This is a genomic window from Collimonas sp. PA-H2 (genome assembly GCF_002564105.1).
Lineage (GTDB): Bacteria > Pseudomonadota > Gammaproteobacteria > Burkholderiales > Burkholderiaceae_D > Collimonas.
On record NZ_PDBX01000001.1, the window covers coordinates 2,595,503 to 2,611,961 of the forward strand.

The following is a 16,459-nucleotide window of genomic DNA, read 5'->3' on the forward strand; positions in this document are numbered from 1 at the left end:
GGCGGCACGCCTTCCTACTCGAAGGGAAAACGCAAGCCGGCATCCGCGCGCGCCATGTCCAGTGTCGCGATCATGGCGCGCGACAGTTCAAAGCTCATGATCTCGCTGCGTATCTTTTTATCGCGCAGCAGATTGGTGAAATGCTGGGCTTCATGGCACAGGCCATCGCCCAGATACTCGGCCGACAGTCTCTCGCTGGCGCCGGATTCGCGCACCAGCAGCGCCCTGGACGGATTCCACCATTTGCCTTCGATCAGCAGATGTCCCTTGCTGCCGCCGATCAGCGCGCGGCCGTCGCTGGCGCTGCGCATGCCGGAAAACAAGCTGGACATGCCGCGCGCATGGCGGCAGCTGAGCGTTGCCATTTCGTCGACGCCGCTGGCGCCGATGTCCAGCAGAGCTTTCACCTGGGAAGGTGCGCCCAGCAGGTCGCAGGCCAGGAAGACAGGATAGATCGCCACGTCCAGCAGGCTGCCACCGGCCTGGGCCGGGTCGAATACCTTGTGCGCGCGGTCATGGAACAGGTAAGAGAAACCGGCGTCGACGAAATTGACCTCGCCAATCGCGCCATCGTCGAGCAGAGCCTTGATCTGCCGGTAGAGCGGATAGAAGGCCGGCTTCATCGCTTCCATGAACAGCACCTGCTGCCGCTCGGCCACTGCCAGCACCGATTCCAGCTGCTGTAAATTGGGCGCTGCTGGTTTTTCCGAAAGCACCGCCAACCCGGCCTGCAGGCAGGCGATCGCGTAGGAGGCGTGCTCCATGTGTGGGGTGGCGATGTACACGGCGTCGATACCGGCCGCCAGTAATTCATCCAGGCTGGCATAGCTGTGCGCCAGCTGAAAGCGCGCCGCAAAATTCTGCGCCGATGCCAGCCGGCGTGAAAATACACCGGCCAGCTGTGCGCCTTGTAGGTATTGAAAGTCAGAGGCGAAACGTTCGGCGATGCCGCCGCTGCCAATTATTGCCCATCGAATCATGTGTTTCCCGGAGTAAGTTCTGGTTGCAGCCGATACCAATGGAAACGATAACGCAAATCAGCGGCGGCAACCAGTGGACAGTTACACTGGCGCCAGCAGGCTTGCCAGTTCCTGAGAAGCGATCTTGCAGTCGAACTCGACGATCTGATAGTCGGCTAGGTCGGCCTGCACGTAGGAATCTTCGGCCAGCAACGCCAGCAGGGCCGGCTTGGGCATGGCGTTGGCCAGTATCACGCCGCCCAGGCTGCTGCTCTTGGGCCCGGCGAACAGGAAACTGCCGTCGTCGATATGCTGTTTGACCCAGGCGCTGTGGCTTGGGATGTGCGGCTGGACGGCGGCGGGCGGCTGGCTATAGCTGATGTTGAGCAGGTACATGAGGTTCTCGCGGGAAGTTGTGGTGAGGGCTTCAGTATGCGAAAACTTCGGCGCCGGAAAAAGCCGCGCAGGGTTTTGTCATTCAAAACCGCTGATGTGGAATCGATGCAAGCGCAGGATTCATCTCACGATTCATTCAACAGCCCGGTCTTGAGCGCACTTTCCTGGTTCCTGAATATCGCCATGGCGGTGCTCATGCGCTTGAATCCCAGTTTTTTGTAGAAGCCTTCCTTGCCGGGAACCGCGTACAGGATGATCTTCTTGTGGCCGGCGGAGAGATCGCGCAGGCGGGTGATGATGGCCTTGCCCAGGCCCGTTCCCTGGGAATCGGGATGCACCGCGACGTCGCAGATATAGGAACAGTCGACGCCGTCGGCCAGCGCGCGGCCGACACCGACCAGCTGGCCATGTTCAAAGACAAAGCATTTGTAGCGGCTATTGGAGAAGGCCAGCCGCAGATCGGCCGGATCCTTGTCGCCCAGCGGCGCGATCCGGTAAAGCTGCGACAAGGCGCTCCAGTCGATCGCAGACTGCTCGTAAATCCATTCCATCCCCAGCTCCTTTGCGGACATGCGAAAGCGTCACTTTAGCGCCGATTGTGGCCGGCGTGAAGCAGTGACGCTGCCGGCGCTATCGGCGCGCAGATTTACAGCTGGTCGCGCAGGGTGATCTGCAGTTCGCGCTTTTCCGTGCCGGACAAGACCGAGACCTTGACCGTGCTGCCGGCCGGCTCGATGCGCAGGCGCTTGCGGAAGGTGGGCAGTTCGGCAGACGCGACCGCTGCGCCGTCGACGGCGACGATGCGGTCGCCGACCTGCAGGCCGGCAGCTGCGGCCGGCCCGCCCGGGGTGACGTCGACCACATCGAAGGCCTGGTCGCCGGCGTTGATCCACATGCCGGAACGGTCGAACACGGCGCTGTCCGCCACCGGCGCCGCGCGCGGTTTCAGATACATGATCTGATTGCTGTAGTCGAAGGTAACCACGAAGCGTTTCATGAAGCCGCTGCCGATGTTGCCCTCGTAGTTGGTGTCGGAAAATGCGCCCTTGTCCTGCAAGGCCAAGCTGTTGATCACGTTTTCCTGGCGCACATCGCCCAGAATCAGTTCCTTGCCGCGCACCACGTACGAGCGCGATGGTCCGCCCACGCCCCAGCCGTCGATCGCCAGCGCGCCGTGCGGATGGCTTTCGCGCCATTTGTTTTTATCGACAAAGGGTTTGGTCAGGGTGATTTCGGAACGCGAACCGGTATCGATATTGAAGCGGCCGGGGACGCCGTCGACCGTGCCCATGACCTGTACGCTGTGATCGTAAAACTTGAACGGCACCGGCCGGCCTGCTTCGGCCGGCGAGAAGCTGGCGGGATCGGTCAGTGTCAGGGTTTGCGCGCCGTAGTCGAAGGTGGTGACGAAGCGGCGGAACACTTCAAAGCCGATCATGCCTTCTTCCTCGAAACCCTCGGTTTTCGCCGAACTGAAATTGAGCACGAAGGCCGGCGTATCGCTCATGGTCATGGCGCCGACCTGTATCTTGTCGACCTTGACATAGCCGGTGCTGACCGTCTTTTCGCCGGCGCCGCCGGATTGCGCATCGCCCTTGGGCTGGAGGTCTAGCGCCGCCGCGGTCGCCGGCGTCAGGATATTATGGCCGCCGGTGTCGAAGATGAAGCGGAACGGCCCCTTGCCATTGATGAAGACCTTGGCGTAGACATGGTTGTTGAGCAGCTCGAACGGAATCGTGGTGCTGTCGCCGGGTAGGCTCAAATTGCTGCGCGACCAGGACGGCGGCGAGTACGTGCTGGCCGGCCGCGCCGGCAGGAAGCTGGCTTGCGTCAGCGTCTGCAGCTCGGGCGGGCCGCCGGTGCCGCTGTCGGTCTTGATGCTGCCGGCCAGCATGACGCCGTCGACCGCGCGATAGTCGGCATAGCTGATGGTGATGGTCAGGAACAGCTGCACTTCGACGATCCGCGCCAGCAGATGCGATTGCTGGTCGAACCATGCCTCGAACGGTTTGCCGCCCTTGGGGACTATCTTCAGCACTGTGTAATTGCGCTCCCCATCCTGCTTGCCGCCAAGGCTGCTGATGGCGGCGCCGCCGTGATCCGGCAGCCACCATTTGTTGGCGTTCCGATAAGCTTCGTTGACGGCCAGCTGGATGCGGTCGCCGCCTTGCTCCGGCGTCACCGCGCCGGATTGGTCGCGCATCCAAGGCAGCTGGCCGTCGTAGCCATTGGCGCCGCTGGTCGGATCGGTGTCGAAGGCGTCGATGAAGAAGCCGTGGCGGGCGTCGCTGACGGAAGTCACCGTGCCGCTGAGGTCGTTGCCGCTGTAGGCGTAGACCGCCTGCAAGGTCGCCTTGCCGCGCCAGGCAGCGCCGCCGGCGGCGCTGCGATAGGCGGCCAGCACCTTGGCGGCGTCTGCCGTTTGCTGCGCGCCGGAGGCGGCAGGCTGGGCGGTCTGATTCTCTGCGGCTTGCAGAGCGCTTGTGCAGGTCGCTGAAGCCACGGCGCACGCCAGCATCAAGGCATTGATGCTGGTGTGGCGGCGGCGGGCCTGTCCCAACGGAGAAGTTTTTGGTTTCATGGCCAGATGATGTCGCAGCGGCGCAGAAACTGTCTTGTATCTATTTGACCTCGTTGCGCCAGGCGCCTGGCGAGCGGCCGGTGACGGCGCATACCGTGCGGGTCATGTGCGACTGGTCGGCAAAACCGCAATCGATGGCGATGTCGGGCAGGGATTGCTCGCCGGCGACGATGCGGCGCCAGGCCAGCCGTCCGCGCAACTGGGCGCGATAGGCGGAAGGGCTGATTCCGAACACCTTGCGGAAGCCGCGCGAAACGGTGGCGTCGGCCAGGCCGCGTTCTTGCGCCCAGCTCTGCAGGCGCAGGTGCGGATCCTGCGCCAGGTCGGCGGCCAGCTGGTCTGGCCAGTCGGCCATGGGCAGCAACGCGGTGCGCATATTGGCGAGCACGAATGCGACCGCTTCGCGCGGGTCGCGCTCGGCCAGCCGCGCTGCGCTGTCCGGATCGGCGATCTGCATCCGCGGCGCCGCCGGTTCCTGCCAGGTATGCAAGGGAATATTCAATATCAGGGAGCTGGCGGAAATATAGCGGTTCAGGTGCGCCTCGAAGGCGCCGTGCACCACGATGTCGCCGGCGCCGACCAGGAAGCGGCCGCGATCGCCGGCTTCCTCATAGCGGCCGGAGAGGACCAGCGCCAGGTAGCTGGCGTCGTGCCGATGGCGCGGCATCAGCTGGTCGCCGCGCTGGTATTGCAATTGACAGGGAACCGGACTAAAACAGGATGCATTCACATTCAGCCTCGCCGCAAGATGGAATCTGGTTGCCATCTTTATATACTACGAGCAGCCGCTGCGGCAATCCTGGAAGCGGCAAATCCGCTGTTTTTTTTATTTTACCGTCTTGCGGGCGACGCGTTGCCTGATGCTTTCGCCGGCAGCCGGGCCGGCCCTCATCACATGCTGCACGCTGATAGGCTTGCCGCTGGCGCCGTCGTACAGCACCGGCTCGACCCTGGCGCCGGTGTCGGCGTCGACCAACATCACGCTTTCGCCTTCCGGCGCGAAATGCTTGTTGCCCCAGGCCAGCAGGGCCAGCAGCACCGGACGGAAATCGCGGCCGCGCTGGGTCAGCAGGTATTCATGGCGCGGCGGTTTTTCGCAGTAAAGATGCCGTTCCAGCAAGCCTTCTTCCACCAGCGCGTTCAGGCGCCGGGTCAGCATGTTGGGGGCGATTTCCAGGCTTTTCTGGAATTCGTCGAAGCGGGTCAGTCCATAGAAGGCGTCGCGCAGGATCAGGATGCTCCACCATTCGCCGACCCTTTCCAGGCTGCGGGCGATGGGACATTGCATATTGCTGAAACTCTTGCGTTGCATGATGGCTTTCCTCTCCGTGTGCTTAATACTTTCAATATGATAGCAACTACGGCCGGCGTCCGCGCCGACTTCCGGGATGCTACCTATCGCTCCAGCGGCGCCAGGTAGATGCCGCTGCTCAGGCCTTGCTTGACGGCGCGGGTGATATCGTCCGCCAGTATCTCTTCCAGTCCGGCCTCAATCCCGGCCACGGTCAGCGCCGCCACATCCTGCGGGCTGCTCTTGGGGAAGTCGAAGCCGTGGGTCATGTCGGTATCCATGAAGCCGACGTGCAGGCCCGTGACCTGGGTTCCCTGCGCGCGCAGATGCGTGCGCAAGCCGTTGGTGAAACCCCAGGCCGCCGATTTCGACGCCGCATACAGCGACAGCTCCGGCGAATTGACCCAGCTGGCCACCGACAGGATGTTGGCGATGGCGCCGCCGCCGTTTTTCGCCAGCAACGGGGTGAACGCTTGGCTCATGCGCATGATGCCGAAGAAATTGGCTTCGAAAATCGCGCGCGCCTGATCGACGGCGTCCGCATCGAGGTAGCTGAAGGCCTTGGCGATGCCGGCATTGTTGATCAACAGCGTGGTGTCGCCGCATTGGGCGGCCGCGGCGGCGACCTGCTCGGCATTGGTGACGTCGAGCTTGACCGCGACTACGCCCGGCAGCTTGATGCTGGCCGGATCGCGCACGCCGGCATAAACCTTGGCGGCGCCGCGCGCCAGTAGTTCATGCACCAGGGCCAGGCCGAGGCCGCGGTTGGCGCCGGTGACGAAAGCGACGGAGTCTTTGATTTTCATGATGGTTTCCTTTGTGTCAGTTGAAATAATGAACAGCAAGATGGATAGCGGTTGGTGCAAATAGAGCATTGAAATCAGTGGGCATCGGCGGACGGCGCCTTGGGCGGCGCTATCTTGCGCATCAGCGGCACCATCGCGGTGGCGATGATGAAACAGACCATGATCGCCAGGAAGGTATCGGAGAAAGTCAGCGTCAGCGCTTCCCGGTAAGTCAAGTTCCACAGCTGCCGCAGCGCCCCGGCCTCGCCCAGCAGCTGAGCGTTCGGGCTTTGCAGCAGGGCATTGGTGGCGTCGTTGCTGCGCGTCAGATGTTCGGCCAGGCGGTAGAAATGCAGGTTGGTGCGATCGTTGAGAATGGTGGCGCAGACCGCGATGCCGATGGCGCCGCCCAGGTTGCGCATCAGGTTGAACAGGCCGGAGGCCAGCCGCAGCCGCTCCATCGCCAGCCCGCCCAGCGTCAGCGTGACGATGGGCGGCACCGCGAACTGCTGGCCGATGCCGCGCAGCGCTTGCGGCAGCAGCAGCTCGGCGCCGCTCCAGTCGTGCGTGATCGGCGAGAACTGCCACATCGACAGCGTAAAGCAGGCCAGCCCGAACATCATCAGCCAGCGCAGGTCGATGCGGTTGGCGCAGAAGGCGTACAGCGGGATCGAGAGGATCTGGAACACGCCGGTGGAAAATACCGCCTTGCCGATCTGCAGCGCACTATAGCCCTGCACTCGGCCCAGGAATACCGGGGTCAGGTAGATGGTGGCGAAAATCCCGACCCCGGTGATGAAGGAAAAGAAGCAGCCGAGTGCGAAGTTGCGGTCCTTGAGCGCACGCAGGTCGACCACCGGATGGGCATAAGCGAGGCTGCGCCAGACGAACAGCACGCTGGCGATGGCGGAAATCCAGGCGGTCGTGAAGATCACCGGGTCGCTCAGCCAGTCCAGGCGCGGTCCTTCTTCCAGCGTGTATTCCAGGCAGCCGAGGAACAGGGCCATCAGCGCCATGCCCAGGTAATCGGCATTGCGCAGCAGCGACCAGTCGGGGCGGTCGATCTTGACCAGGGCCGGCACCGCCAGGGTGACGAACAGGCCGGGTACGACATTGATGAAGAACAGCCAGTGCCAGGAATAGTTGTCGGTGATCCAGCCGCCGACCGACGGCCCCAGCGTCGGCGACAGCGAGGCGATGGCGCCGATGGTGGCGGCGGCGATGACGCGCTGCGAACCGCTGAAAAACGCAAATGCGGTAGTGAACACCAGCGGGATCATGGAACCGCCGAGGAAACCCTGCAAGGCGCGGAACAGGATCATGCTCTGGATATTCCAGGCTACGGCGCAGAGCAGGCTGGCCAGGGTGAAGCCGGCGGCCGAGATGCAGAACAGCCAGCGCGTCGACATCACGCGCGACAGCCAGCCTGACAGGGGAATCACGATGATCTCGGCGATCAGGTAGCTGGTCTGCACCCAGACCGCCTCGTCGGCACCGGCCGACAAGCCGCCGCCGATCTCACGCAGCGAGGCGGAGACGATCTGGATATCGATCAAGGCGATGAACATGCCGACGCACATGCTGGCGAAGGCGAACATCTTGGCTGTCATGCTCATGTCGGCCGGCAGGGTCAGCTGTAGCGGCGTGTGGAGGGGCTGTGCGGTGATGGCGTTCATGATTGCTACCGGCGGGTGGCGCGGGAGTCGACTTCGGCCAGCACCGACAAGCCTGGCCGCAGCATGCCTAGCACGCCGTCGGCGTCATCCAGCACGATACGCACCGGCACCCGCTGCACGATCTTGGTAAAGTTGCCGGTCGCATTTTCCGGCGGCAGCACGCTGAACTGTGCGCCGGTAGCCGGCGCCATGCTGGCGACATGGCCGTGCAAGCGCCGGCCTGGCAACACATCGGCCTCGATGGTAGCCGGCAGGCCGGGGCGTAAACGGGCCAGCTGGCTTTCCTTGAAATTGGCGTCCACCCACAGGCCGCGGGCCGGCACGATGGACATCATGTGAGTGCCCACTGCGGCGTAAGAGCCGGTACGCGCGTAGCGGTTGCCGATGACGCCGTCGATAGGCGCGCGCAATTCGGTATAGCCGAGATTGAGTTTGGCGATGTTGCGCTCGGCAGTTGCTTGCGCCAGCGCCGCCAGCGCCTGCTGGCGGCGGCTGGCGATGACATCCAGTTCGCGCTCGGCCGCCACCTGCACCGCTTGCGCTTTATGGCCGTTGGCCAAGGCCTGCTGGTAGTCGGCGTCGGCGCGCTGTGCGCTCTGCAGCGAGACCGCAGCCTTGGCCGACAGGTTCTGGTAGCGCTGCTGGTCGTTGCGCGAACGCGAAGTTTCGGCGCCGCTGGCCGCTACGCCGGCGCGGGTTTGCGCAATCACCGCTTGCTGCAGGTTGCGCGTCGCATCCAGGTTGGCTAGCAGCGCTTGTTGCGCTGCTACCGCGGCTTCCGCCTTTTCCAGCGCCGCGCGGTAGTCGCGGTCGTCCAGCTTGACCAGCAAGTCGCCGGCATGCACCGCCTGGTTGTCGCTGACGGCGGCCGAGACGATATAGCCGGCCACCTTGGGGCTGATCACGGTGATGTCGCCGCCGACATAAGCGTCGTCGGTGCCTTCCATGAAGCGGCCATGGTTCCACCAGTGCCAGCCATAGGCCGCCGCGCCGAGGCCGGCGACCAGCGCAACGCAAGTGATCAACCGTGTCCTGCCGCTCAGCTTGCGCTGTTTTACCGGTGCCGCGGGACTGCCTGTTTGCTCGCTTATCGCATTCGTCATGACTGCTGCTCCTTATTGATAGACGCCGTTTGCAGGTCATCCATAGACAGTTTGAAAAGATTTTTGTCCTGCAACGCCTGCCAGCTGGCGTTTTTCCTACTTTTAAAAATTACTTGCTTTCATAATGAAAGTCACTTTACACTAGTGACTATCGTTATGCAAGTAACTGCGCAAGGCTTTTTTAAAAAGATAGAAGGAGCACAAGATGGCAAGCAAGTCAGTTGCATTGATATCAAGCCGGCCGGGCGCGTTACTGGCGACGGCTTTCTCGCTGGCGCTGGCCGCTTGCGCCGCCGGTCCGGACTATGTAAAGCCGGCAGCCGACATGCCGCCAGCCTTCCGCCATGCGGCGCCGGCAACCGCTGCTTCGGTGCCGACGCCGGCGCTGGAAGTCTGGTGGACCTATTTCAACGATCCGGTCCTGACGCACATCATCGAACGGGTGCTGGCGCAGAATCTGGACCTTGCCGCTGCCTTGGCGCGGGTCGAGCAAGCGCGTGCCTCCGCCCGCCTGTCGAATGCCGCGCTGCTGCCCATCGGCAGCGTCAACGCGCAGATAGCTGAACAGCGCCAGTCCCTGCAAAGCGAATTGGGCAAGCTGGCCAGCCCGCATCCGGGTTATCAGCGCGACGCCACCCTATATAGCGGGGGAGTGGGAGCCAGCTGGGAGGCCGACCTGGCCGGCGGCTTGCATCGCGGCCAGGAAGCCGACAGCGCCGAGGCGCAGGCAGCGGAAGCAGATCACATGGGAGTGCGGGTAACAATCGCGGCGGAAGCAGCCGACGCCTATTTCCGCGTGCGCGGCGCACAGACCCGCATGACATTGGCGGAAGCCGAACTCAAGGCCGACAGCGATTTGCTCGAGCTGGTCTTGCTGCGCCTGAAGGAAGGCATGGCGACCGAGCGCGAACAGGCGCAGGCCGAGGCGCGCCTGGCGCAAGTCAAGGCGACCTTGCCGCCGTTACGGGCCGAGCGCGAGGTCCAGCTCAACCGGCTCGACGTGCTGATGGGCGTGCCGCCGGGCAGCTATGCCGCCGAACTGGTCACGCCGCTGACGGAGGCTAGCATTCCGCCGTTGGCGGTAAGCCTCAAGCCGGAGCAGCTGCTGCGGCGCCGGCCCGACGTGATCGCGGCGGAACGCCGGCTGGCGGCATCGAATGCCCGCATCGGCGTCGCCATCGCCGAGTACTATCCGAAATTTTCTTTGTCGGCCCTGTTGGGGTTTGAAAGCTTGAGTAGCGCCACGCCGTCGGCCGCCAGCTTCCAGCCGCTGGCGCTGGTGGGCCTGCGCTGGCGCTTGTTCGATTTTGGCCGGGTCGATGCCGAAGTGGCGCGCGCCAAAGGCGCTAACGCCGAAGCGCTCGCGCACTACCGGCAAGCAATGCTGCGCGCCACCGAAGATGTAGAGAATGCGTTGGTGATGCAGACTGAGCTGGAAGCGGAGCGCCAGGAGGTGCTGCGCGAAGTGGCGGCCGATGTGCGCGCCCGCGATTCTTCGGAAGAAGCCTACAAGGGCGGCGCCACCGGCCTGGCAGAAGTGCTGGAACAGGACCGCCAGCTGCTGGCTGCGCGCGACCAGCTGGCGCGCGCGCATACCGGCAGCAGCCGGGCCGTGGTGGCGACTTTCCGCGCGCTGGGCGGCGGCTGGTAAGCGCCTGGGTTGACGGGCGTTAGGCCGGGGTGCGTTGCGCCAGCAGCTGCCCGCCCTTGGCGATCAGCCCTTCCAGGTGCGCTGCAGGCCGGTATCGGCATGGATCCAGCCGCCGCGCTTGCCCGGCCGGTAGTAGAAGCCGACGCCGCCCTGGCGGAAGCTGCGGATCAGGCCGCCGAGGACGTCAGGCTCGAGCTGCGCCAGGCGGATGTCGGCTGCACGTCCTTCCAGATGCAAGGACTTGCGCGCCGCCGGCACGCCGCTTTCGATCAGGCCCTGGTTGGTCGCCGGGGTACGGTATCCTGACAGGATTTCCAGCGGCTGCAGCATGCCGTAGCGGGCGATAAAGGCTTGTGTGCCCCACAGCGTTTCCAGCAGCTTGGGGTCGATCGCTTCGGTTTTCTTGGCTTGCACGTCGCGCAGCAGATGGCACAACTGCTGGTAGGCGGAATCCTGCACTTCACCGTCTTTCCAGTACAGCAGCTTGGCGTATTCGCCGCTGGCCGGGCGCGAAACTTCGAGCACGCGCGGCTTGAGCCAGAAATCCATGTCTACCAGCTGGGCGTCGAAGATGTCCGGCGGCGGATCCATCGGGGCCGCCTCGGCCGCGGCGCTGCCGGTAGCGGCGGACTTGGCGATTGCCAGTTCGCCGGAAAACAGCCCGGCGGCGCCCAGGAATAAACTTTTTTGCAGGAATTTTCGGCGCGTCGGCATGGCGGTCCAGATAGAAAGGGATGCAGAATTTTATCTCACCACCTTCTATTTGAGTAGCACTGCCTGCCGCCGGCGCCGATCCCACCGATTCAACAAGTTAGCGGCTGGCGCGCAAACGCCGCACCTGCAAAGCGGCGCCGATCAGGAACAGCGCCAGCAATACCGCTGTCGCTGTTTTCAGGGCAGGATCTTCCGCATTGGCGAGCAGCGGATGCCCGAGCGGCAATCGGGTCGAGGCTTCCGTGATGGCCGGTATCATATGGAACAGGACCGTGGCGGAGTAGCCGATTACAGCAACGTAGCGCGCCAGGCGTCCAAGCAACGCGGTTTGTTCGGCCAGCGCGGCGATGGCCAGGGCCAGCAGGGTGATGATTCCTAGCGCATGGGGTTTGCCGAACCCACCATGCTGGAATATGCCGAACCCAGTCAGGCAGGTGACCACGGTGGCGATGACGTAGATTTTCCCTAGTCCGTTGTTCCAGGAAATTTCTTTGTATTTGAAAAAGGCGATCAGGGCGGCGGCGACGGCAATCAGGCTGATTACGGTATGAAACAGGCCTAGCGTGGTGAGTCCGAACATGTTGTTATCCTTTTGCAGATGGAATAAGTTTCACTATATTCGGCCCGCCGTGCCGGGAACATCGGTCAGATATCCGATGGCGCGGCGTCCATGGCGACAGGATAGTACGGAATTGCTTGAGCGACAGGGGTACATTTGAACAACGACGCAATCGCCACTGCCGATGCCTTGCAGGTGTTGGCGTTCATGGGCGACCTCAGCATGGGGCAGCCGGTCGACCATTCGAAACGGGTGGCATGGCTGAGCCGCCGCATGGCGCAGGAATTGGGCGCGGATGAGGCCTTCTGCCGCGGCGCCGGCCAGGTCGCCCTGCTGCGCTGGGCCGGCTGCAGCGCCAACGCCACCGAAGTAGCGCGCTTGATCAGCGACGACGTCGGCGGCCGCAGCGCCATGCTCGCTTTGCGGCCGGACGACATCAAATTGCTGGTTTCGCCCAACCTGGTCGAGCGCCGGATCGCCGAGATCAGCGCGATTCATTGCGAAGTGTCGGTGCTGATCGCCGCCACGCTCGGCCTGGCGCCCATGGTGATCGAAGCGCTGGCCGGCATCTTTGAATGCTGGGACGGCAGCGGCCTCCCCGCCGGCGTGGCCGGCGATGCGATACCGTTGCCGGTGCTGCTGGTGAAGCTCGCCGGCGACCTGGAGATTTTCAACCGTGAGTATGGCTTGGCCGGCGCATTGGATCTGCTGCGGCAACGTGCCAATGCAAGCTACCCGCGCTGTCTGGTCGATATGCTATGCCGGGCCGCCGCCGATTGGCTGAGGGAACTGGAGACGCAGGAAGAAACGGTCGCCGATGAGCAAGCGGATGCAGACGCCGTGCCAGTGAGCCTGTCGCTGGTGGCCGATGCGATCGATCTCAAGCTGCCCTGGCTGACCGGCTATTCGCGCGCCGTGGCGCAGCTGGCCGCGACCATGGCGGCACGCCTGGAGATGACGCCCGCCGCCCAGGCAAGGGTCAGGCGGGCGGGGTTGCTGCATGGCCTCGGCCGGGCGGCGATACCGAATGCCGTATGGAACCGGCCGGCGCCATTCTCGCTGGCTGACTGGGAACAGGCGCGGCTGAGCCCCTACTGGACCGCGCGCGCGGCAAGCCAGGTCAAATCGCTGGCGCAAGAGGCTGAGATTGCCTCCACCGTCTATGAAAGGCTGGACGGCTCCGGTTATTTCCGCGCAGCGCGTTCCGCCAGCACGCCGCTGGAGTGCCGGATCCTGCCGCTGGCGGCCAGCTGGCTGGCCTTGCAGGCGCCGCGCCCATGGCGTCCGGCGCTGAACGCCGGCGCCGCCATCGAACACCTGCAGCGCCAGACCGCGCTCGGCCGCTTCGACCAAAGAGTGCTGGCTGTGCTGGACAGCGCGCTGCCGCCGAGCGCGGGTCTGGCGGCGAGCATAGAAGCGCCTGGCGGCATCCTGTCGCCGCGCGAACTGGAGGTATTGCGCTGCATTGCCCAGGGCGACAGCAACAAGGAGGCGGCGCGCAAGCTCGGCGTGAGCCCGTCGACCATACGCACCCATATGGAAAACACTTTCCGCAAGCTGGAATGCAAGAGCCGGGCGGCGGCCACGCTCAAGGCTTCCCTGCTGGGTTTGCTCTAGGGTCTGTTAACATTCGATTTGGGAGTACGAACGCACGGCAGCGTAAATATCCGCTTATTGGCGTCATTACTGGCATCATTCGTGGATATTCCGGCTGGTTCGGCGATCATCTATGCGTGCGGATAGCCGGGCGCCTTCAATGTTTTATTTCAAGGATGTGGTCTATGTCAGTTATTTCTTCCGCGTGCAAGAGCGCTGCCATCGCAGCGCTCCTCAGTTTTTCCATGGCGCAGAGCGCTTTTGCGCACGCCCACCTGAAGGCCGAAATGCCGGCGCACGATGCCATCGTCGCCACCGCGCCGAGCTCGCTCAGGCTGGAGTTTTCCGAAGCGCTTGAACTTGCATTCAGCGGCGCGGCTGTGAGCGACGCCGCCGGCAAAAGCATCGCCACCGGCGCCGCCACGCTGGCGTCGGACAGCAATATGGTCTTGCTAGTCCCGCTCGGCAGCCGCCTGGCGCCCGGCGTCTATACGGTGACATGGCATGCGCTCTCGCGCGACGGCCACAAGAGCAAGGGCAGCTACAGTTTCACGGTCCGCCCTGGATGACACTGGATGCTGTAGTCGCAGGCAACCGGCTGCTGCATTATCTGGCGCTGATGCTGGTCTTCGGCAGCAGTGTCTTCCTGTGGAAAATCGCGGCGCCCGGGCTGCGTGTGCAGACCGACCGCCGCCTGACATTGATAACGCGCGTGGCGGCGCTGCTGGCGCTGCTGACGGCACTGGCCGGACTGCCCCTGCAAGCCAGCGAGATCGTCGGCAGCTGGCAAGCCGCCGTCGATCCGGCCGTGCTGCAGAAACTGCTGCGCACCGCTATCGGCCAGACCTGGCTGTTCCGCATGTTGCCGGCTTTGCTGCTGCTGGCGCTCAGCATGCTGCGGCAGCCCGGCAGGCTGCGCGGCGTCGTCATCGGCTCCGGCGTGCTGCTCGCCAGCCTGGCGCTGAGCGGACATGCCGCCATGGACCAGGGCATGCGCGGCTTCCTGCACGGCGCGAATCATGCCGTGCATCTGCTGTGCGGCGGCGCCTGGCTCGGCTCGCTGCTGCCTGTCCTGCTATGTCTGCGGCTGCTGGCCGATCCTGTCGCCCGCGGCGATGCCAGCCTTACCCTGCGGCGCTTCTCCAACGCCGGCCATGTCGCGGTCGCCGGCGTCCTGCTTAGCGGCGCCATCAACACCATGCTGGTGCTGGGCCGCTGGCCGACCGACTGGTCCTCGCCTTACCAGCTGCTGCTGTCGCTGAAAATCCTGCTGACGGCGGCGATGGTGGGGCTGGCAATCCTGAACCGTTATGTATTCGTGCCGCGCATGAAGAGCGCTGCGCCAGCCGCCATCGCCTCGATCCGGCGTTCCACTCTGATCGAAATCTGCCTCGGCATGGCAATACTGGCGCTGGTGTCGGTATTCGGCATGCTGGAACCGGCTTGAATTTGGCGCCATCTGGTTTTCCCTGACCGAGCGACGGGTGCTGCTTGATGACGAATTTGTCATGCGAGTGTCACGCGATCGCCCCGGCTGCAGTTCTAGACTTGCGTTCAGCGAAGTCGAACCGCGACTTCGCCCGACGTCAAAATTCCAGGACATCATCCGGTGTGCTGTAAAGACCAGTCTTGCAAAGGCCAACCAATGAAAACCCATCTCAAGCTCACCCTGATCGCCTTCGGCATGGCTGCGGGGATATTCGCGTCCGCGCCGGCGCTGGCGCAAGCGCTGGCGCCGCTTCCTGCCGTCAACGTGGTGCTGGTGCACGGCGCCTGGGCCGACGGCTCCAGCTGGGCCAAGGTCATTCCGCGGCTGCAGGCTACCGGCCTCAATGTCACCTCAGTGCAGAATCCGCTGACTTCGCTGGCCGACGACGTGGCGGCGACGCGCCGCGCGCTGGCCCTGCAGCAGGGGCCAACCGTGCTGGTCGGTCATTCCTGGGCCGGCACCGTGATCAGCGAGGCCGGCGACGATCCGAAGGTCAGCGCCCTGGTGTACGTGGCGGCGCGCGCGCCCGACGCCGGCGAGGATTTCGGCGCCCTGGCCGCCAAATATCCGACCATGCCGGTGCGCGCCGGCGCCAAGGACCACGACGGCTATGTGAGCCTGACCGAGGACGCCTACCTCAAATACTTCGGCGGCGACCTGCCGCGCGAACAGGCGCTGGCGCTGTATGCCACCCAGCAGCCGATCGCTGCTACCTTGTTCAACGGCCGCACCACCGTCGCCGCCTGGCATACAAAGCCATCCTGGTACGCCGTTTCCAGGCAGGATCAGACTACCTCCCCCGATCTGGAACGCTTCCTGGCAAAGCGCATGCATGCGACCACGGTCGAGCTGGATTCCAGCCACCTGTCGCTGGTGTCGCATCCCGAGGAAATCGCCAACCTGATCCTGGCGGCTGCCGGCCGCACCCGATAGCTGTTCAGACAGGCAGCTGGCGCGCCGGATTGCCTTATAATCGGCTGCACCGCCCGTTCAAACCTTGGGGATCGTCATGTCGCTTTCGCTCTGGCTTTCTTTCGTCGCCGCTTCCGCGCTGGTCATTGCGATTCCGGGACCGACCGTTGTTTTAATTGCTACCCATGCCGTCAGTTTCGGTCCGCGCATCGCGGCAGCCATGGTGCTGGGTTCCGCCTTGGGTGGAGCGAGCGCCATGGCGCTGGCGATGGCCGGCCTGGGCGTGCTGCTGACTGCCTCGACCGTCGTTTTCAGCGGCCTCAAGCTGCTCGGCGCCGCTTACTTCATCTATCTGGGAATCCGCATGTGGCGGCAGGATGCCGCAAGCCTGGCTGACGCGCAGTCGGCTGCGCAGGTCAGCCCGCTGAAAGCATTTTGCCATGCCTTCGTGGTGACCGGGCTCAATCCGAAGGGCATCGGTTTTTTTGTCCTGTTCCTGCCGATGTTCATCGACAAGCATGCGCCCTATGTGCCGCAGATGCTGATCCTGATACCGACCATGGCTGTGATCGGCCTGATCAACGATAGCCTGTATGCGGCCTGCGCGATACGGCTACGCCACCTGATCCGGCGCGCCGCGGTCATGCGCCGCATCAACCGGGCCGGCGGCGCAATCCTGACCGGCCTCGGGATCGCCATCGCGGCGCACCGTTCATCGTGAACGTGCGCGGCCTGGCGTGCAGCCGG

At 64.0% G+C, this 16,459-nt stretch carries 17 protein-coding genes; 6 read left to right on the forward strand and 11 right to left on the reverse strand.

Annotation, left to right across the window (positions count from 1 at the left end; all coding sequences use genetic code 11):
* Positions 1-14: 14 nt before the first annotated feature.
* The 9 genes from BCF11_RS11820 to BCF11_RS11860 all read right to left on the reverse strand — a co-directional run bounded on the left by BCF11_RS11820 (position 15) and on the right by BCF11_RS11860 (position 8,791).
* Entirely contained in the window at positions 15-980 is a 966-nt protein-coding gene (locus BCF11_RS11820; protein WP_098494916.1) for a Gfo/Idh/MocA family protein, read from the reverse strand.
* Between the two features lie 81 nt (positions 981-1,061).
* Entirely contained in the window at positions 1,062-1,355 is a 294-nt protein-coding gene (locus BCF11_RS11825; RefSeq protein WP_098494917.1) for a YciI family protein, read from the reverse strand.
* 125 nt (positions 1,356-1,480) lie between these two features.
* Entirely contained in the window at positions 1,481-1,912 is a 432-nt protein-coding gene (locus BCF11_RS11830) for a GNAT family N-acetyltransferase (RefSeq protein WP_369827849.1), read from the reverse strand.
* 89 nt (positions 1,913-2,001) lie between these two features.
* A complete protein-coding gene (locus tag BCF11_RS11835) occupies positions 2,002-3,936 on the reverse strand; it encodes an aspartyl protease family protein (protein ID WP_098494919.1) in 1,935 nt (644 codons plus the stop codon).
* Between the two features lie 40 nt (positions 3,937-3,976).
* A complete protein-coding gene (locus tag BCF11_RS11840; protein WP_098494920.1) occupies positions 3,977-4,702 on the reverse strand; it encodes an AraC family transcriptional regulator in 726 nt (241 codons plus the stop codon).
* A gap of 60 nt (positions 4,703-4,762) precedes the next feature.
* Positions 4,763-5,248, reverse strand: coding sequence for a helix-turn-helix domain-containing protein (locus tag BCF11_RS11845; RefSeq protein ID WP_098494921.1), 486 nt, complete (start codon positions 5,246-5,248; stop codon positions 4,763-4,765).
* Positions 5,249-5,331: 83 nt separating this feature from the next.
* Complete coding sequence (locus tag BCF11_RS11850) at positions 5,332-6,033, reverse strand: SDR family oxidoreductase (protein WP_098497466.1); 702 nt, start codon at positions 6,031-6,033, stop codon at positions 5,332-5,334.
* Between the two features lie 74 nt (positions 6,034-6,107).
* Positions 6,108-7,688, reverse strand: coding sequence for a DHA2 family efflux MFS transporter permease subunit (locus tag BCF11_RS11855; protein ID WP_098494922.1), 1,581 nt, complete (start codon positions 7,686-7,688; stop codon positions 6,108-6,110).
* A 5-nt stretch (positions 7,689-7,693) separates the two neighbouring features.
* Positions 7,694-8,791 carry an HlyD family secretion protein gene (locus BCF11_RS11860; protein WP_098494923.1) on the reverse strand — a complete coding sequence of 366 codons (1,098 nt, stop codon included), beginning with the start codon at positions 8,789-8,791 and terminating at the stop codon, positions 7,694-7,696.
* Between the two features lie 205 nt (positions 8,792-8,996).
* Here BCF11_RS11860 and BCF11_RS11865 point away from each other — a divergent pair, with 205 nt between their 5' ends.
* Positions 8,997-10,442: an efflux transporter outer membrane subunit gene (locus BCF11_RS11865; RefSeq protein WP_098494924.1), complete on the forward strand. Its 1,446-nt coding sequence runs from the start codon at positions 8,997-8,999 to the stop codon at positions 10,440-10,442.
* 63 nt (positions 10,443-10,505) lie between these two features.
* Here the strand turns inward: BCF11_RS11865 and BCF11_RS11870 are convergent, their stop codons facing one another.
* Complete coding sequence (locus BCF11_RS11870; RefSeq protein WP_098494925.1) at positions 10,506-11,156, reverse strand: DUF882 domain-containing protein; 651 nt, start codon at positions 11,154-11,156, stop codon at positions 10,506-10,508.
* Between the two features lie 97 nt (positions 11,157-11,253).
* Positions 11,254-11,736, reverse strand: a complete 483-nt coding sequence (locus BCF11_RS11875; RefSeq protein WP_098494926.1) for a hypothetical protein — start codon at positions 11,734-11,736, stop codon at positions 11,254-11,256.
* 135 nt (positions 11,737-11,871) lie between these two features.
* On the opposite strand from BCF11_RS11875, the gene BCF11_RS11880 reads away from it, so the two are divergent.
* From BCF11_RS11880 to BCF11_RS11900, 5 genes are all read left to right on the forward strand, one after another.
* The gene (locus tag BCF11_RS11880; protein WP_233212458.1) at positions 11,872-13,332 is read left to right on the forward strand and encodes an HD domain-containing phosphohydrolase; all 1,461 of its coding nucleotides are present in this window, start codon (positions 11,872-11,874) and stop codon (positions 13,330-13,332) included.
* 164 nt (positions 13,333-13,496) lie between these two features.
* On the forward strand, positions 13,497-13,880 hold the full coding sequence (gene copC, locus BCF11_RS11885) for a copper homeostasis periplasmic binding protein CopC (RefSeq protein WP_098494927.1): 384 nt from the start codon (positions 13,497-13,499) through the stop codon (positions 13,878-13,880).
* Entirely contained in the window at positions 13,877-14,758 is an 882-nt protein-coding gene (gene copD / locus BCF11_RS11890) for a copper homeostasis membrane protein CopD (protein ID WP_158229182.1), read from the forward strand. Before copC ends, copD begins: the two co-directional genes overlap by 4 nt.
* A 198-nt stretch (positions 14,759-14,956) precedes the next feature.
* Positions 14,957-15,733: an alpha/beta fold hydrolase gene (locus BCF11_RS11895; RefSeq protein WP_098494929.1), complete on the forward strand. Its 777-nt coding sequence runs from the start codon at positions 14,957-14,959 to the stop codon at positions 15,731-15,733.
* A 76-nt stretch (positions 15,734-15,809) separates the two neighbouring features.
* Entirely contained in the window at positions 15,810-16,433 is a 624-nt protein-coding gene (locus BCF11_RS11900; protein WP_098494930.1) for a LysE family translocator, read from the forward strand.
* Positions 16,434-16,459: the final 26 nt, after the last annotated feature.

Coding starts and splice junctions, on each gene's coding strand:
- BCF11_RS11820 (WP_098494916.1), bottom strand. CDS start 980: ATGATTCGATGGGCAATAATTGGCAGCGGCGGCATCGCCGAACGTTTC.
- BCF11_RS11825 (WP_098494917.1), bottom strand. CDS start 1,355: ATGTACCTGCTCAACATCAGCTATAGCCAGCCGCCCGCCGCCGTCCAG.
- BCF11_RS11835 (WP_098494919.1), bottom strand. CDS start 3,936: ATGAAACCAAAAACTTCTCCGTTGGGACAGGCCCGCCGCCGCCACACC.
- BCF11_RS11840 (WP_098494920.1), bottom strand. CDS start 4,702: ATGGCAACCAGATTCCATCTTGCGGCGAGGCTGAATGTGAATGCATCC.
- BCF11_RS11845 (WP_098494921.1), bottom strand. CDS start 5,248: ATGCAACGCAAGAGTTTCAGCAATATGCAATGTCCCATCGCCCGCAGC.
- BCF11_RS11850 (WP_098497466.1), bottom strand. CDS start 6,033: ATGAAAATCAAAGACTCCGTCGCTTTCGTCACCGGCGCCAACCGCGGC.
- BCF11_RS11855 (WP_098494922.1), bottom strand. CDS start 7,688: ATGAACGCCATCACCGCACAGCCCCTCCACACGCCGCTACAGCTGACC.
- BCF11_RS11860 (WP_098494923.1), bottom strand. CDS start 8,791: ATGACGAATGCGATAAGCGAGCAAACAGGCAGTCCCGCGGCACCGGTA.
- BCF11_RS11865 (WP_098494924.1), top strand. CDS start 8,997: ATGGCAAGCAAGTCAGTTGCATTGATATCAAGCCGGCCGGGCGCGTTA.
- BCF11_RS11870 (WP_098494925.1), bottom strand. CDS start 11,156: ATGCCGACGCGCCGAAAATTCCTGCAAAAAAGTTTATTCCTGGGCGCC.
- BCF11_RS11875 (WP_098494926.1), bottom strand. CDS start 11,736: ATGTTCGGACTCACCACGCTAGGCCTGTTTCATACCGTAATCAGCCTG.
- copC (WP_098494927.1), top strand. CDS start 13,497: ATGTCAGTTATTTCTTCCGCGTGCAAGAGCGCTGCCATCGCAGCGCTC.
- copD (WP_158229182.1), top strand. CDS start 13,877: ATGACACTGGATGCTGTAGTCGCAGGCAACCGGCTGCTGCATTATCTG.
- BCF11_RS11895 (WP_098494929.1), top strand. CDS start 14,957: ATGAAAACCCATCTCAAGCTCACCCTGATCGCCTTCGGCATGGCTGCG.
- BCF11_RS11900 (WP_098494930.1), top strand. CDS start 15,810: ATGTCGCTTTCGCTCTGGCTTTCTTTCGTCGCCGCTTCCGCGCTGGTC.